The 13,946-nt window shown below is 65.4% G+C and carries 16 protein-coding genes; 5 read left to right on the forward strand and 11 right to left on the reverse strand.

Annotated elements, in window-relative coordinates; genetic code table 11:
* Positions 1-108: 108 nt before the first annotated feature.
* On the forward strand, positions 109-759 hold the full coding sequence (locus ACEWX3_RS09885; protein WP_207068460.1) for a TetR/AcrR family transcriptional regulator: 651 nt from the start codon (positions 109-111) through the stop codon (positions 757-759).
* Positions 756-1,256 carry a hypothetical protein gene (locus ACEWX3_RS09890; protein WP_374159325.1) on the forward strand — a complete coding sequence of 167 codons (501 nt, stop codon included), beginning with the start codon at positions 756-758 and terminating at the stop codon, positions 1,254-1,256. The genes ACEWX3_RS09885 and ACEWX3_RS09890 overlap by 4 nt, the downstream gene beginning before the upstream one ends.
* On the opposite strand, the gene ACEWX3_RS09895 is transcribed toward ACEWX3_RS09890, so the two are convergent.
* Genes ACEWX3_RS09895 through ACEWX3_RS09915 form a run of 5 tightly spaced genes read right to left on the reverse strand, consistent with a single transcriptional unit; the run spans position 1,257 to position 6,122 of the window.
* The gene (locus tag ACEWX3_RS09895) at positions 1,257-2,222 is read right to left on the reverse strand and encodes an NADPH:quinone oxidoreductase family protein (protein WP_374159326.1); all 966 of its coding nucleotides are present in this window, start codon (positions 2,220-2,222) and stop codon (positions 1,257-1,259) included.
* A 7-nt stretch (positions 2,223-2,229) separates the two neighbouring features.
* Positions 2,230-3,222: a phosphotransferase family protein gene (locus ACEWX3_RS09900; protein WP_286183526.1), complete on the reverse strand. Its 993-nt coding sequence runs from the start codon at positions 3,220-3,222 to the stop codon at positions 2,230-2,232.
* 35 nt (positions 3,223-3,257) lie between these two features.
* Positions 3,258-4,556 (reverse strand): acyl-CoA dehydrogenase family protein, encoded by a 1,299-nt coding sequence (locus ACEWX3_RS09905; RefSeq protein WP_207068464.1) that lies wholly within the window; start codon positions 4,554-4,556, stop codon positions 3,258-3,260.
* 15 nt (positions 4,557-4,571) lie between these two features.
* Positions 4,572-5,237: a TetR/AcrR family transcriptional regulator gene (locus ACEWX3_RS09910; protein ID WP_374159327.1), complete on the reverse strand. Its 666-nt coding sequence runs from the start codon at positions 5,235-5,237 to the stop codon at positions 4,572-4,574.
* A gap of 54 nt (positions 5,238-5,291) precedes the next feature.
* Complete coding sequence (locus tag ACEWX3_RS09915; RefSeq protein ID WP_374159328.1) at positions 5,292-6,122, reverse strand: emopamil-binding protein; 831 nt, start codon at positions 6,120-6,122, stop codon at positions 5,292-5,294.
* Positions 6,123-6,326: 204 nt separating this feature from the next.
* On the opposite strand from ACEWX3_RS09915, the gene ACEWX3_RS09920 reads away from it, so the two are divergent.
* The 3 genes from ACEWX3_RS09920 to ACEWX3_RS09930 are packed head-to-tail and all read left to right on the forward strand — an operon-like array spanning position 6,327 to position 8,128.
* Positions 6,327-7,610 (forward strand): cytochrome P450, encoded by a 1,284-nt coding sequence (locus ACEWX3_RS09920; RefSeq protein WP_207068466.1) that lies wholly within the window; start codon positions 6,327-6,329, stop codon positions 7,608-7,610.
* 24 nt (positions 7,611-7,634) lie between these two features.
* Positions 7,635-7,826 carry a ferredoxin gene (locus tag ACEWX3_RS09925; RefSeq protein WP_207068467.1) on the forward strand — a complete coding sequence of 64 codons (192 nt, stop codon included), beginning with the start codon at positions 7,635-7,637 and terminating at the stop codon, positions 7,824-7,826.
* 17 nt (positions 7,827-7,843) lie between these two features.
* A complete protein-coding gene (locus ACEWX3_RS09930) occupies positions 7,844-8,128 on the forward strand; it encodes a DUF1330 domain-containing protein (RefSeq protein ID WP_374159329.1) in 285 nt (94 codons plus the stop codon).
* Between the two features lie 18 nt (positions 8,129-8,146).
* On the opposite strand, the gene ACEWX3_RS09935 is transcribed toward ACEWX3_RS09930, so the two are convergent.
* From ACEWX3_RS09935 to ACEWX3_RS09960, 6 genes are all read right to left on the reverse strand, one after another.
* A complete protein-coding gene (locus ACEWX3_RS09935; protein WP_207068469.1) occupies positions 8,147-8,347 on the reverse strand; it encodes a ferredoxin in 201 nt (66 codons plus the stop codon).
* Positions 8,347-9,549 carry a cytochrome P450 gene (locus ACEWX3_RS09940; protein ID WP_207068470.1) on the reverse strand — a complete coding sequence of 401 codons (1,203 nt, stop codon included), beginning with the start codon at positions 9,547-9,549 and terminating at the stop codon, positions 8,347-8,349. Before ACEWX3_RS09940 ends, ACEWX3_RS09935 begins: the two co-directional genes overlap by 1 nt.
* Positions 9,550-9,673: 124 nt before the next feature.
* Positions 9,674-10,489 (reverse strand): NAD(P)-dependent oxidoreductase, encoded by an 816-nt coding sequence (locus ACEWX3_RS09945; protein ID WP_374159330.1) that lies wholly within the window; start codon positions 10,487-10,489, stop codon positions 9,674-9,676.
* Between the two features lie 100 nt (positions 10,490-10,589).
* Complete coding sequence (locus ACEWX3_RS09950) at positions 10,590-11,408, reverse strand: NAD(P)-dependent oxidoreductase (protein WP_374159820.1); 819 nt, start codon at positions 11,406-11,408, stop codon at positions 10,590-10,592.
* On the reverse strand, positions 11,408-12,232 hold the full coding sequence (locus ACEWX3_RS09955; protein WP_374159821.1) for an alpha/beta hydrolase: 825 nt from the start codon (positions 12,230-12,232) through the stop codon (positions 11,408-11,410). Before ACEWX3_RS09955 ends, ACEWX3_RS09950 begins: the two co-directional genes overlap by 1 nt.
* A gap of 57 nt (positions 12,233-12,289) precedes the next feature.
* Positions 12,290-13,936 carry an OB-fold domain-containing protein gene (locus ACEWX3_RS09960; protein WP_374159331.1) on the reverse strand — a complete coding sequence of 549 codons (1,647 nt, stop codon included), beginning with the start codon at positions 13,934-13,936 and terminating at the stop codon, positions 12,290-12,292.
* Positions 13,937-13,946: the final 10 nt, after the last annotated feature.

Consider the following 13,946-nt stretch of genomic DNA (forward strand, 5'->3'; position numbering starts at 1 on the left):
ACCTGCAGCATTACACGTGTCAATAAATTTGTTAACTGAGACCCTTGTCACAACGCTCGAACCTACCTACTGTGTGTTCACTAGGTTGGATTGTGCCGAAGGAGTCATGTGTCAGCCCCCGAGCCCGCCACCGCCCTGGAGACGCCGAGGCGGCCTTATGCGGCCCTTCTCGCCAAAGGTGAGGATCGTCGGCAGCGCATCCTCGGCGTGGCCGAGCGGCTCCTGGCCCGCAATGGATGGCGGAACACCTCGCTCGCGCAGATCGCCAAGGAGGCCGGCGTCACCCCGGCCGGACTGCTGCACCATTTCGAGTCGAAGGAGCAGTTGCTCAACGCGGTGCTCGACGCGCGCGACGCCGATGACGACGCGCACGCTGATTACCGCAGCGGCGACCTGATCATCGAGCTGAGCCGGGTGCCGGAACGGTTCCAGCGCGCACCCGAACTGGTCGGCACCTTCATGGTTCTCCTGGCGGAGAACATCGCTCCTGACGCTCCTCTGCACGACCGTCTGCACAAGCGCTACCGCGACGCCGCCGACATCATCACGGCGATCATCGAACGCGGTCAGCGCAACGGTGACTATCGCAACGACTTCGACGCGGCCACCAAGGCTGTGGAGATTCTCGCCTTCATCAACGGAATGGAGACCCTATGGCTGCTCGATCCTTCAATCCCGCTGACCGAGGTATTCGAGGGGTACGCGGACTCGCTGCGTCGGGACCTGGCCCCGACAAGGCCGCAGCCCATGCCGACATGAGATACCGGCTCGACGTCGTCGCGCCGACGGTGCTCGATGCGGTTTACTCCGCCGGAGGGTGGATCTACGACCGGGTCATGGCCGGCTGGGACGTGACGGTTCTGGTGGGCAGCGGTGACAACGTCCGTCCGCTGGAGATCCTGGGGGCCGCGACGGCAGATCTCGAATCTGTCCTGGAGGAGTGGGCTGATCGCCCGCACCCGCAGACCGTTGCCGTGTCCGCGGATCTGTTCAGCCGCGACGAAAGGGTGCGCCGCGGCGTGGTCGGGGCGTTGGATCAAGGTGCCACGGAGGTCACGCTCTGGGGGCAGGCGCTGCCGGCGGAGTTGGACAGCAGCGTCGACTCGGTGGTGCATCGGCTCAGCGCCGCTGCCCGTGCCTTCAAGGCGCAGGCGCTGGGTGCGTGCGGGGTCGCCGAGCAGGGTGTCGCGCCGGTAGAGACGTTCTGCTGCGGCATGATGGCCTCGGTCGCCGCGGATCTCGTTCCGGCAAGCTGATCACCGCAGATCGATCAGAACCTTGCCGATCGCGCGGCCATCGCGCACGTGCCGCAGCGCCGCGGCAATGTCGTCCAGCGCAAATACCGCCCCGACATGAGGTTTCACCCGTTCTGAGGTGAGGAGCTCCCGCAACTCGCCCTCGTTGCGGTCGAATTCGTCGGCGGGCACATCCTGGAACTGGAACCCCACCAGCTGAACACCTTTGAGCAGAATCAGGTTCAACGGGATACGGGGGATCGCGCCCGACGCGAAACCGACGGTGACGAACCGGCCACGGCGGCGCAGCGACCGAAGAGCCGGCTCGCTGAGGGCGCCGCCGACCGGGTCGAGGACCACATCGGCTCCCTCCGGCACGTTTTCGCGGAGGGCGGCGCGCAGGTCGACTGCCGTGTGATCGAGCAGCCGCGTGGCGCCGTAACAGGCTGCGGCATCGAGTTTCTCCGCCGAGGACGCCACCGCCGTCACCCTCGCCCCGAGGGCGACCCCGAGTTGCACCGCGGCCAGCCCCACACCCCCGCCCGCTCCGAGTACGACGAGTTCGTCTCCGGACTTCACCCGTCCCACCGAGCGCAGGCTGTGATAGGCGGTGCGGTGTGCGACGCCCGCCGCCGCCGCGGTGACGTCGTCGACGCCTTCGGGGATGGGGGACAAGCTCGAGGCATCCACGACGAGGCGTTGCGCGAACGCGCCATGCATCGCGGTTCCCGTCACGCGGTCCCCGACAGCGAACCCGGTGCCGGAGGAACTGACCTCGTCCACGACGCCGGCGAACTCACTGCCCGGCACGAACGGTGTGTCCACGCTGACCTGGTAGCGGTCGGCTACCAGCAGGACATCGGGATGGTTGACCGCAGCGGTCGACACGCGCACGCCAATCTGCCCCGGTCCCGCCGGCGGCACAATGTGGTTCTCCACACGGACCACCTCCGGCGGTCCGTGTTCCCGGCAGATGGCGGCACGCATTGCCGTGCTATCCCCGGTAGTCCGTGGACTCGGCGAGGTCGGCGGCCGAGGCCATCAGTTCGGTGACGACCGGCCCGAATGCCAGCAGTTTCTCGTCGTTCCCGGCACGCTGGAAACCCTGCTCGAGGACGATGGCCAACTTCCACTTGGCAAGCACCAGGTAGTAGTCCAGGTCGTCGACCTGACGTCCCGACACGTCGGCATAGTGCGCGACCACGTCGTCGCGCGAGGGCATGCCGCGCATGTCGACATAGCCCATCTCGGAAGATCCTGGATGCGCCGTATCCGCCGGCCAGGACTGCACCATCCACGCCAGATCGAGCTTCGGGTCACCCACCGTGCCCATCTCCCAGTCGACGACCGCGGCCAGCCGGGCCGGCGCACCGTGGCGGTACATGACATTGGCGAACTGGTAGTCGCCGTGCATCAGGCCCGGGACGAAGTCGAGGGGTTTGTGGGCGCGCAGCCACGCCGTCGCGGTCTCGAGTCCCGGCAGTTCCCGGCGCTTGATTCGGTCCAGGAAGCCGATCCACCGATCCACCTGACGCTCGTGAAACCCGTCGGGCCGGCCCAGATCAGTCAACCCCCGGGCCTGCCAGTCCACGTTGGACAGCAGCGCAATACCTTCGGCCAGTTGGTAACTCAGTCCCTGCCGAGCGGTGAGGTCGCTGTCGAACGGTTCGGGCCAACGGCCGTGGGTGTCCATCGGCGACCAGCCGTCGATGAAGCCCATCAGGTAGAAGGGGCGCCCGAGGATCTCGGCGTCGGCGCAGACCGCGACCGCCTCGGTGTGCGGGACATCGGTGCCGTCGAGCGCCTCGATGATGCGCCACTCCCGCAGGATACCTTTGTCACGGTCCGGGGGCGCGCCGGGTGGAGGCATCCGCAGCACACAGCGGGCGTCGCCGCGGATGATCTCGTGGATGACGTTCTGGGTACCGCCGGACAGAAATCGGGTGTTCAGCGGCTCGCCCTTGCCCGGCAGGCCCGCGCCGTCCATCCATGCCGCCAGCCGGTGGGTGTCGAGCGGCTCGGTCACAGATTGCCCACCTCGTGTTCGAGGTAGTCGGCGAATTTGGCGTGGGCTGCTTCCCGTTTGGCCGGAATCCATTCGCTCGGCCAGGTGCCGTCGGCGGGGGTGTAATCGCGCAGCACCTGTTTGGCCACCGTGGCCTTGTGAACCTCGGTCGGGCCGTCGGCCAATCCCATCACCGCGGCGCCGGTGACCATTCCGAGGAACGGAACCTCGTTGGTCACGCCGAGCGCGCCATGGACCTGCATGGCGCGCCAGGCGATGTCGTGCAGCACGGTGGGCATGACGACCTTCACCGCGGCGATGTCTTTGCGGACCTTCTTGTAGTCGTTGTATTTGTCGATCTCCCAGGCCGTGTAGAGCACCATGAGCCGGAATTGCACCAACTGGGCGTAGGAGTCGGCGATGTAACCCTGGACGAACTGCTTGTCCGACAGGCGACTGCCTTGTGTCTGGCGGCTCAGTGCGCGCTCGCACATCATGTCCAGAGCCTTGCGGGAAAGTCCGATGGTGCGCATCGCGTGGTGTATCCGGCCACCGCCCAGCCGGGTCTGGGCGATGACGAACGCCTGCCCTTCACCGCCGAGCAGGGCCTCGCCGGGAACCCGGACGTTGTCGTAGTGGATCAGCGCGTGGCTGCCCTGCCCGGCCTGTTCCCCGTAGAGACCGATGTTGCGTTCGATCTTCACCCCGGGAGTGTCGGTGGGCACCAGGAACATCGACATCCCCTGATAGGCACTGACGTTCGGGTTCGTCACCACCATCACGATCAGGAAGGACGACGTCGCGGCGTTGGAGGAGAAGAACTTCCAGCCGTTGATGACCCAGTCGTCGCCGTCGCGGACCGCCGACGTGGTGAACATCGTGGGGTCGGCGCCGGCGTGCGGTTCGGTCATCGAATAGCAGGAGAAGAGTTCACCGTTCAGCAGGGGCTCCAGGTAGCGCTGCTTCTGTTCGGCGGTGCCGTAATGGGCGATGATCTCCGCGTTGCCGGTGTCGGGCGCCTGACAGCCGAAGATGATCGGCGCCCACTGGGACCGGCCCAGGATCTCGTTGAGCAGAGCGAGTTTGAGCTGTCCGTAGCCCTGGCCGCCCAGCTCCGCGCCCAGGTGGGTGGCCCACAGCCCGCGTCGGCGCACCTCCTGCTTCAACGGGTCGATCACCTCGCGCCGCTTGCCCTCCAGCGGCATGAACTGCTGGTGAGGGAAAGCCAGGTCAAGCGGTTCGATCTCGTCCCGCACGAACTCGTCGGCCCAGTCGAGCACCTTCTGGTACTCGGGGTCGGTCTCGAAATCCCACATGCGGCCTCCTTGCCGTCAATGGATGGTTCGGTGCGCGAAGCCGTTGATCACGGCCATGATGTCGCCGGTGACGACCGCGGCGAACGACCGGTCGCCGAAAGCGCCTGCGGCCCAGTGCCGGGCGCCTTCGCTCACCAGCGTCTGAGACAGATAGGCCAGGTGGGCGATGTCGTCCCCGGACGCCGTGCCGGCGAGCTTCCCGTCGGCGTGCGCGCGGGTGAAGAGTTCGGTGAACATGTCGGTCTCGGCGTCCGAGGCCCTTCCCTCGGCGAGGATGCGGTGCTCGTGGCGGTAGCCCTCGAGGATGGTCTCGATGATCAGATCGCGGGGATTGCGCGCCATGGACCGCTCGAAGGCGGTGAGGGCTGCGTGGAGCACCGGTTCGACCTCGTAGGGCTTGTCGAGCAGGTCGTGGATCGTGCGATGGGCCGATCGGGTGGACAGCACGCCCACTTCGAAGAGCACATCCTCCTTGCGGGGGAAATAGAAGTAGAACAGCGCTTTGGAGACCCCCGCGGCGGTGCAGATGTCGGCGATGGTGGTCAGCGCATACCCCTGGGTGCGCCACAGCGCCATCGCGGCCTGCACCAGCGCGCGCTTGGTCTCGCGCGACTTCGCCCGCTGAAAAGACGCGCGACGCTGACCACGGTCAGCATCGGGGTTCGTTCGGGCTGCAGCCACGTTCCGGAAATTACCGCACCGAACAGGGGCGAACAATAGTTGACCTGAGTCCAACTAATTCCGCGCTGTAGGGAGTCGTTGCTCATCCGGGTCTGCCTTCTCCACGACGTGAGCCTGGTCGACCCCGGCTCGCCGGGTCAGGTAGTCGATCTGAAGGTGAATGGCGTACAACACCAACGGAGGCAGCACGATGAAGGGGATGTTCTCCGCGATGAACTTGAACCCCAATCCGTAGGCGCCCTGCCCGATGTTCGCGAACCCTGCGCCGACCTCCGCGAGAAAGTACACGGCAGTGCTGCTCATCAGCACCGCGCAGCCTGCGAATGCCACCCAGAGGCAACGAATGCGCGATTCGGTAGGCAGCGTCGGCCGGATGAGCCGGGTCCACATGGCGAACACGGTCGCGCCGGTGCAGACGCCGACGATCTCCAAGGCGAAGATCCAGGGGTTTCCGCTGACGTAACGGGTGTCAGCCAGTGCGTACTGCCACCACAGCCATTTCCAGCCGGGATCGTCGGTCGGGGTCCATAAGCCAAGCGGGTGACCGATCAGAAATACGAGTTCGTAGCCGATCTGGCTGCACGCGGTGTACGGCAGATAGAACAATGTCAGCTCGGCAGCCTTGTCGATTCGGGTTCGATTCTCCCCGGGCGCATCCCACAACAGCACGAAAGGAAGAAGTATCACCGGGATTCCGAACATGAGGTTCGCGACGACATCCACTGTGAAGCTCGGTGGGAGGACTCCGACGCTCACGGCGATGGTCATAAGGACGAACACGGCGACGGTGAAGAGCGCAACGCCGGTGTAGATCCGTAGTCGGTGGGGTGCCCACGGCTGCGCGAACTCTGGCTCGTTGTCGAGCGCCGTCCTGTGATCGGGCATCCCTGCAACCTCCGTCGCTGCCAGTTACCAACTGCTTGTCACTCAGCGGTGCTATCGGGTTTCCGGAGTTGCGGCGGGCCCCGTGTGTGCACCACCAGGGGGCCTGAGTAGTGCCGTCGTTGACGTCGGCCGACCGGTATGGAAACCTGATACGCAAAGATGAGAATAGCATTCTCGCTCGAAGAGATCGTCGGATGGAGTGACATGGCGGAGGACCTCACGAAGGTCGACTTCTTTCGGGACAGCCGGTTGACCGATGACCCCTACACGTTCTACGAGGCCTTGCGCGAGAAGTGTCCTGTCACCAAAGAGGAGCACTACGGCGTCACGATGGTGACCGGCTGGCAGGAGGCGGTGGATGTCTACAACGACGCCGAGACGTTCTCCTCGTGCATCTCGGTGACCGGGCCGTTCCCCGGTTTTCCGGTGTCCCTGGAGGGCATGGAGGACGGAGACGTCACCGCACTGATCGAGCAGCACCGTGACGAGATCCCGTTCAGCGACCAGTTGCCGACGCTCGACCCGCCGACCCACACCAATCATCGCGCGCTGCTCATGCGGTTGATCACGCCCAAGCGTCTGAAGGAAAACGAGGACGCGATGTGGCAGCTCGCCGACGACATCCTCGACGACTTCCTCGCTCCGGGGGAAGGCGAGTTCATCAAGGGTTTCGCCGGACCGTTCACATTGCGGGTCATCGCCGACCTGCTCGGGGTACCCGAGGAGGACCGTCCGGAACTCCTCGAGCGGCTGGCACGTGGCACCCACGGAAGTGGGCTGGGTAATGCGGACAAAACACTGACCAAGACGCCGCTGGAGTACCTCTACGACGTGTTCGCCACCTACGTCGAGGACCGGCGCGCCGAGCCCCGTGACGACGTGCTCACCGGACTGGCCACGGCCAGCTTCCCCGACGGCTCGATGCCTGAGGTCGGCGACGTCGTGCGGGTCGCCACCAACGTCTTCTCCGCCGGTCAGGAGACCACGGTGCGGCTGCTGTCCACCGCGCTCAAGGTCCTCGGCGACCGGCGCGACATCCAGCAGAAGTTGCGCGCTGACCGCAGCCTGTTGCCGAACTTCATCGAAGAATGTCTGCGCATCGAGAGCCCGGTCAAAGGAGACTTCCGGTTGTCTCGCGTGCCCACCACCGTCGGTGATCAACCTCTGGGCGCGGGCTGCACCCTGATGGTCATCAACGGTGCGGCCAACCGGGATCCGCGCCGTTTCGAGGACCCCGACGACTTCGATCCGGAGCGCAAAAACGCCCGCCAGCACCTGGCTTTCGGCCGGGGCATCCACAGCTGCCCGGGGGCTCCGCTGGCTCGGGCCGAAACGCGCGTCGGGTTGGAGCGACTGCTGGACCGCACCGCCGACATTCGGATCTCGGAGACTCATCACGGCCCCGCCGAAAAACGGAACTACCAGTACATCCCGACCTACATTCTGCGCGGGCTCACCGAGCTGCACCTCGAGTTCGACCTTGCGTGAGACGGCGCGAGTGAAAGTGTGAGTGTGAGAGTCACTGTCGACGAGGACCGCTGCGCCGGACACGGCATGTGTCTGACGCTGTGTCCAGAGGTGTTCACGATGACCGAGGACGGCTGGGCCGTGGCGGATCCCGGTGACGTCCCGCCCGCGCTGCAGGACGCCGCGCACGAAGCCGTCCAGAACTGCCCGGAGCGGGCGATCCGTGAAATCGACTGATTGGAAGGGGAATCAACGTGGCCAAGGGCTATGTGATCATCACCGAGGAAATCAAGGATCCAGAGGGGATGGCCGAGTACGGCAAGCTGGCGTCGAAAACCATGGCCGGCGCGACGGTTCTGTCGATCGGACACAACCCCACGGTCATCGAGGGTGACTGGCCGGCAACACAGACCGTGCTGCTGGAGTTCGAATCCGTTGATGCGGCCATGGAGTGGTATTACTCGGACGCCTACCAGGAAGCGGTGAAGCTACGTCAGGCCGCGGCGGACTGCAACGGGGTGATTGTCTCCGGCTTCTGATGGCGTCGTCGGTCGCCGTCATTCGTCACGGATAGAGATGGCCTGCCGCGGGCACTGCCGCACCGCTTCTTTGACCTGCTGCTCGTTCTCCGGCGTCACCTCGTCCTGCAAGACGTGCAGATAGTCCTCATCGTCGAGGTCGAACACCTCCGGGATGATACCCATGCACACGCCATTGCTTTCACAGAGTCCGAAATCGACGTCGATCTTCTGTGCCATCACTTCACCACCTTCACCGGAACATGGTGGTAGCCGGCGACATTCTGCATGTTGACCCGCTCGAGACGGTCGAATGCGACGTCGAACCGGGGCATGAAGTCGAGCAGATGATCCAGGGCGATGGCCGTCTCCATGCGGGCCAGTGCCGCGCCCAGACAACTGTGGATGCCATAACCCAGTCCGAGATTCTGCGCCTGGGTGCGGTCCCGGTCGATGTCGAATGTCTCGCCGTCGTCGAAAGCACGAGGATCGCGATTGGCGGCGGCGCCCATAAGGAACACCGGCTTGTTCGCCGGAATCCGGCCGCTGGGCAATTCCACGTCCTTGAGGCTGTAACGGACGTTGTACTGCACCGGCCCCACGTAGCGCAGCAATTCTTCGACGGCCGCGGGGATCTTGCTGCGATCGTCGAGCAGCTTCTGCCACTGCTCGGGGTGACGGGCGAACTCGACCACCGCGCTGCCGACCAGCTTCGTGACCGTCTCGGCGCCGGCGCCGCCGAGCAGCGTGGTGAAGCCGGTGATCTCGATGTCGTCGAGCCGGCGCATCTCCCCGTTCTCGTCGGGAATCTGCGCGGCGATCAGCCTGCTGATCATGTCGTCCTGGGGGTTCTTGCGACGCTCCTGGACCAGGCCGTAGTAGTACATCCCAGAATCGATGTTGGCCTGCATGTTCTCGTCGTCCATCTCGATCTGGCCAGGCTTGCGATGCAAGCTGGTGTCGATCCAGTGCCGGACCTGCTGGCGAAACTCTTCGGGGACCCCGGCCATCCGGGTGATGACCTCAACCGGGAACGGTCCGGAGAAATCCTGAACGACGTCGAAATTGTCCGGGTCGGCCTCACTCAAATAGTGCTCGACGAGCTCGACGACGGTGTCCCGCTGCGACTGGATCGCCCGAGGGGTGAACGCCTTGTTCAGCAGGCTGCGCATGTGACGGTGATCGGGAGGATCCATGAAGATGATGGACTTCTGCGGAACCTCGCCTGAGCGGACCATCCCGAGATCGCAGCCGCGCGCCGACGAGAACCCGTCATGATCCTTGAACGCCGCGGCGACGTCGGCATGTCGGGTCAGCGCGTAGAAGTCCTGCTCTTCGTCGTAGTAGATCGGCGCCTCGTCGCGCATTCTGCGATAAATCTCGTAGGGATTGTCGAAGTACTCCTGGGCGACCGGGTTGAACACCAATGTGGGCTTTGTCATCAGGTCCTCCTCGGCGCGGTATGCGGAGACGGAAACGTTACGGAAGGCTGTTTCACTGTAATGGCTCCAGTATGTGACACTTGGTCTCGAAAGTCAGCTGATTGGGCAACGGCGCGGCGCGCGATCATGGCGTCACCGTCTTCAGGATTCTGTCGAATTCGCCCAGGTCATCGTTGAGGTCGCCCACCGTGTCCCGCACCACCGCGATGTCTTTGCCGATGAACTCGCCGACCGCGGCGAGGAACGCCTCGGCCGAGCCTGTCCTGGCGATCATCGAGAGCACCCGGCTCTCGGCGCTGCCGTGCGTCAGCGCGTTGAGCAGCGACGTCTCGCCGACGCCGAGCCGGGAGGCGAGCCGGACTGCTTCGGTGACCAGTCCGATCTGCGCCGCGAACAGCGTGTTGTTGACGAGCTTGACGGCCTGGCCTGTCCCGGTGGAACCGGTGTGCAGGATGGGATGGCCGTAGCTGCTCAGTACCGGGCGAGCCCGGTCCAGCGCCTCCTCGTCACCGCCGACGAACAACGTCACCGCCCCCGCGGCGATGTCGTGCGGCCCGCCGCTGACCGGCGCGTCGATGACCGCCACGTGGTGATGCCTCGTCGCGATCGACTGCGCGGTCTTCGGGCTGCCCGTGGTGTGCAGGATCAGGACAGAGTCTGGAGCCATGCGTGCCACCAGCTCACCGTCCAGGCACAGCTCCCTGACCTGGTCGTCGCTGAACACACACACCACGACGACGTCGGCGCCGGTGGCCACCGCAGTCAGGTCGGTGACCGGCTCGGCCCCCTGTTCAGCCAGCGCAGCTGCCTTCTCGCCGGTGCGCGCCAGCACCCGGACCTCGTGGCCGGCGCCGACCAGGCGGGTCACCATCGGGGTGCCCATGCGGCCCGCGCCGACGAATCCGACACGGGTCATCGTGTTGCCCTGCTCTTCGCGCAAGCGCTCATCGTGTTGCTCTGCTCTTCGCGCAAGCGCTCATCGTGTTGCTCTGCTCTTCGCGCAAGCGCTCATCGTGCTGCTCTGCTCTTCGCGCAAGCGCTCATCGGCCGTACTCCATGGCCACCAGTGCCGCGTCCGCCGCCGTGAATACCGCACCTTCGGCGGCTGACGCAGCGGCGGCGAGGCTGGCTGCGTGCCGGACGTCCTTCTGCAACAACGCCCCCGCGATCGGTGCCAGCCCTTCCAACGTGCCACCGAACATGGAGATGCTGCCCACGGCCTTGCTCGTCGCCGACCCGCGGTTGAGCACCTCGACGAGCTTGTCCCGCGCGATGCCGAGCGATTCGCCCAGCTCCAGCGTGCTCACCGCACTGCCCAGATTCGCGCTGAACAGCAGATTGTTCAAGATCTTGGTGCTCTGCCCAGCGCCGAGCGGTCCGAGATGCACAATCGGATCGGCATAGGTGGCGAACACCGGCCTGCAGCGTTCGACCACCTCCTCGTCACCACCGACCATGACCAGGAGAGTGCCCTCCTCGACGGCCGGGCCACCGCCGCTGACCGGTGCATCGATGACCGAGACACCCTGAGCGTCAGCTCTTTCGGCGATCTCGCGGCAGGTTTCGGGGTGAATGGTGCTGTGGATTGCGATGACACCGCCCTCGTTCATGCCGGCGAGCACACCGGTGTCGCCGTACAACACCTCGCGGACATCGTCGTCACCGACCACACACAGGCAGACGAGGTCGCTGGCAGCCGCCATCTCGGCGGGCGTGGCGGCTGACTTGGCAGACGTGTCCGAATACGGTTCCAAACTCGCTGCCCGGCGAGCCCACAGCGTCGTCTCGAAGCCACCCTCGGCAATCCGCCGCGCCATGGGCCCGCCTTGGCTGCCCAGTCCGATGAAACCGACTCGTATCAACTCGCCTCCACTTGCTCTCGGTCGCGGCCGCTGCCCGCGATGCATTCCTCGAGGAACGACAGCACGTTCCGGTGATATGTGTCAGCGGTTCTGCCGACACTCAGGTTGTGTCCGCTGTCGGCCATGTGATTGAGCCGCACAGCGCCCGCGAACAGACCCGTGATCGCACTCAGCGCTTGCGGCGTCGTTTCCCATACTCTTTCGTGGTCGGCGACGCTGAACTGCACCGGGACGGTCACTGTCGCGGCGATCGCCGGAAAGTCCCGACGCGCCCAGTGAGCGGTCGCCTCGGATTCGTAGGCCACCCCGGGTGCCGAGAGTGCACCGGTGAGGACTTCGGCGGGGTACAGATCGGTCGGCTGCCAGAGCAGATCGCGTAACCCCGCCGGTCGGGAGGTGACCGTGGCGTCACTGATGATCGCTTTGGCCTCGTCGGTATAACGCAGACCGGTCCCGGACAACTCCACGCCGACCACGTCGTCCGCGGCAATCGCCATCCGCAGCGCCAACTCGCAACCGGCCGAGTGGCCGAACAGGAAGTACCCCGCACCGCGGCTTCCCGTACCGAGCATCTTCACCAACGCGCCCAGCGCGGCACCCACCCGGCGGTCCGGGTCGGCGAACTCGTCCGCGTAGACCGCGGAAGATCCGTAGCCCGGCCGGTCCAGTGCGATAGCCGTGAAACCCGCTGGCGCCGCCGCGCGCAGCAGTGACAGATTCGGGTTGCCTGGGCAGTCGAAGTACGCCGAGGACGTCGCGCCGCCGTGCACCGCGACGATGACCGCCCGCGGGTCCGGCGCGGCCGCGACGAGCCCCGACATCGGAATGCCGTCGACCACGACGACGCGGCGGCGCGGAGCAGGTCCAGTCACGTGGGCTCAGGCCTCTGTCCGTAGCAGCATCACACCGCTGGGAGTCAGGCCGCCGCTGCTGACCACGGCCACGCGGGCGTTGTCCACCTGGCGCTCACCGGCCTCGCCGCGCAACTGGCTGACGGCCTCGTGGATCAGCCCCATGCCGTGGGTTCGTCCGTGAGATAGCTGGCCGCCGTGGGTGTTCAGCGGAATGACGCCGTCGCGCGCGATTGCGGCACCGCCGTCGAGGAAATCCTTGGCCTCACCGATCCCGCAGAACCCGAGGGCTTCCAGCCAGGACAGGCAATTGAACGTGAAGCCGTCATAGAGCTCGGCCACGTCGACATCATTCGGCCGCAACGACGTCCGCGTCCACAGATGAGCCGCCTGGCCCAGCACCTGCGGCTCATGGGTCAGCGTGGTCTGATCCCAGTCGGTGCGTTCGATGATCTGCGTGCCGATCGCCTCGAAGTAGACCGGAGCCCTCGGGGCGTCGGCAGCGGCATCGACAGCCGAGACGACCACCGCAACCGCGCCGTCGCAGGGGACGTCGCAGTCGTAGAGGCCGAACGGGGTGGTGATCGGCCTCGCGTTGAGATAGTCGTCCATGGACATCGGATCGCGATAGATGGCTGTGGGGTTGAGGGCCGCGTTGGCGCGCTGGTTGAGCGCGATCCAGCCCAGCGTTTCCTTCGTGGTGCCGTAGCGATGGAAATGGCGCTGCGCGTTGAGCGCCAGGGTGTGGGCCGCTGACGTGGCGCCGAACGGCGCCTGCCAGCTGTTGACCCTGGCACCTCCCGGCGGGGAGAGTTTGCCTTCCTTCATCAGCTGGTTGAAGGTGGCCTCCCACAAGGTGCGGAAGCACAGCACATGACGCGCCATACCGGTCGCGACAGCCATCACCGCGGCGATGACGGATCCACCGGGACCAAACGTGTCCATACCGCCGTTTATCCACGTCGGTCGGATGCCCAAAGCGCCCTCCAGCGCAGTGATCCCGCCCTCACCCATACCCATCGCGTCGATGGCCGGATACGTCGACAGCCCGTCGATGTCGGCCAGGGTCAACCCGGCGTCGGCGATCGCCGCCTCACTGGCTTCGATAGTCAGCGACAGGGGCGACACCATCAGCCGCCGGCCGAGTTTCGACGCGCCGATACCCGTGATGGCTGCGGTGTCCTCGAATTTCTCGGTGGTCAGCATCGGCCGTACGAACTTGGGAAAGTCCGTCGGCGCGATCTCGTCGTCCGGCAGGGGAGCGGTCTCGGATTTTGACGTCGGTCTGAACAGCGGCAGCCACACGTCGTCGTTCTGTTCGAACACGACCTCGACAACCCGGCCGAGTTCGAGCTCCTCGGGATCACAGTCGATGATGTTGGTCGTCAACCGGACCCGCGGATCTTCTTCTATTGCCACCTGTGCGACGACGTACGGCGCGGAAAGACCGGGAATCGAGAATCGGTGGTTGACCGTGAAGGCCGAGAGCACCGCGCGACCGGACACCTCGCGAGGTGCGACGTTGTGGCTGTAGCAGTACCGGCAGATCGGCTGTGGCGGATGGATGAGTGCCTTGCAGTCACCGCATCCCTGGATCCGGAGCGCCCCGTCAGCTCCTGAGGTCCAGAAGAACTCGTTGTCGAAGGTCAACTGGGGCAGGGGAAGCCGGCTCATCGGGGGCCTC

This window comes from Mycobacterium sp. G7A2, assembly GCF_041902445.1.
In the GTDB taxonomy this organism is placed as follows: Bacteria; Actinomycetota; Actinomycetes; order Mycobacteriales; family Mycobacteriaceae; genus Mycobacterium.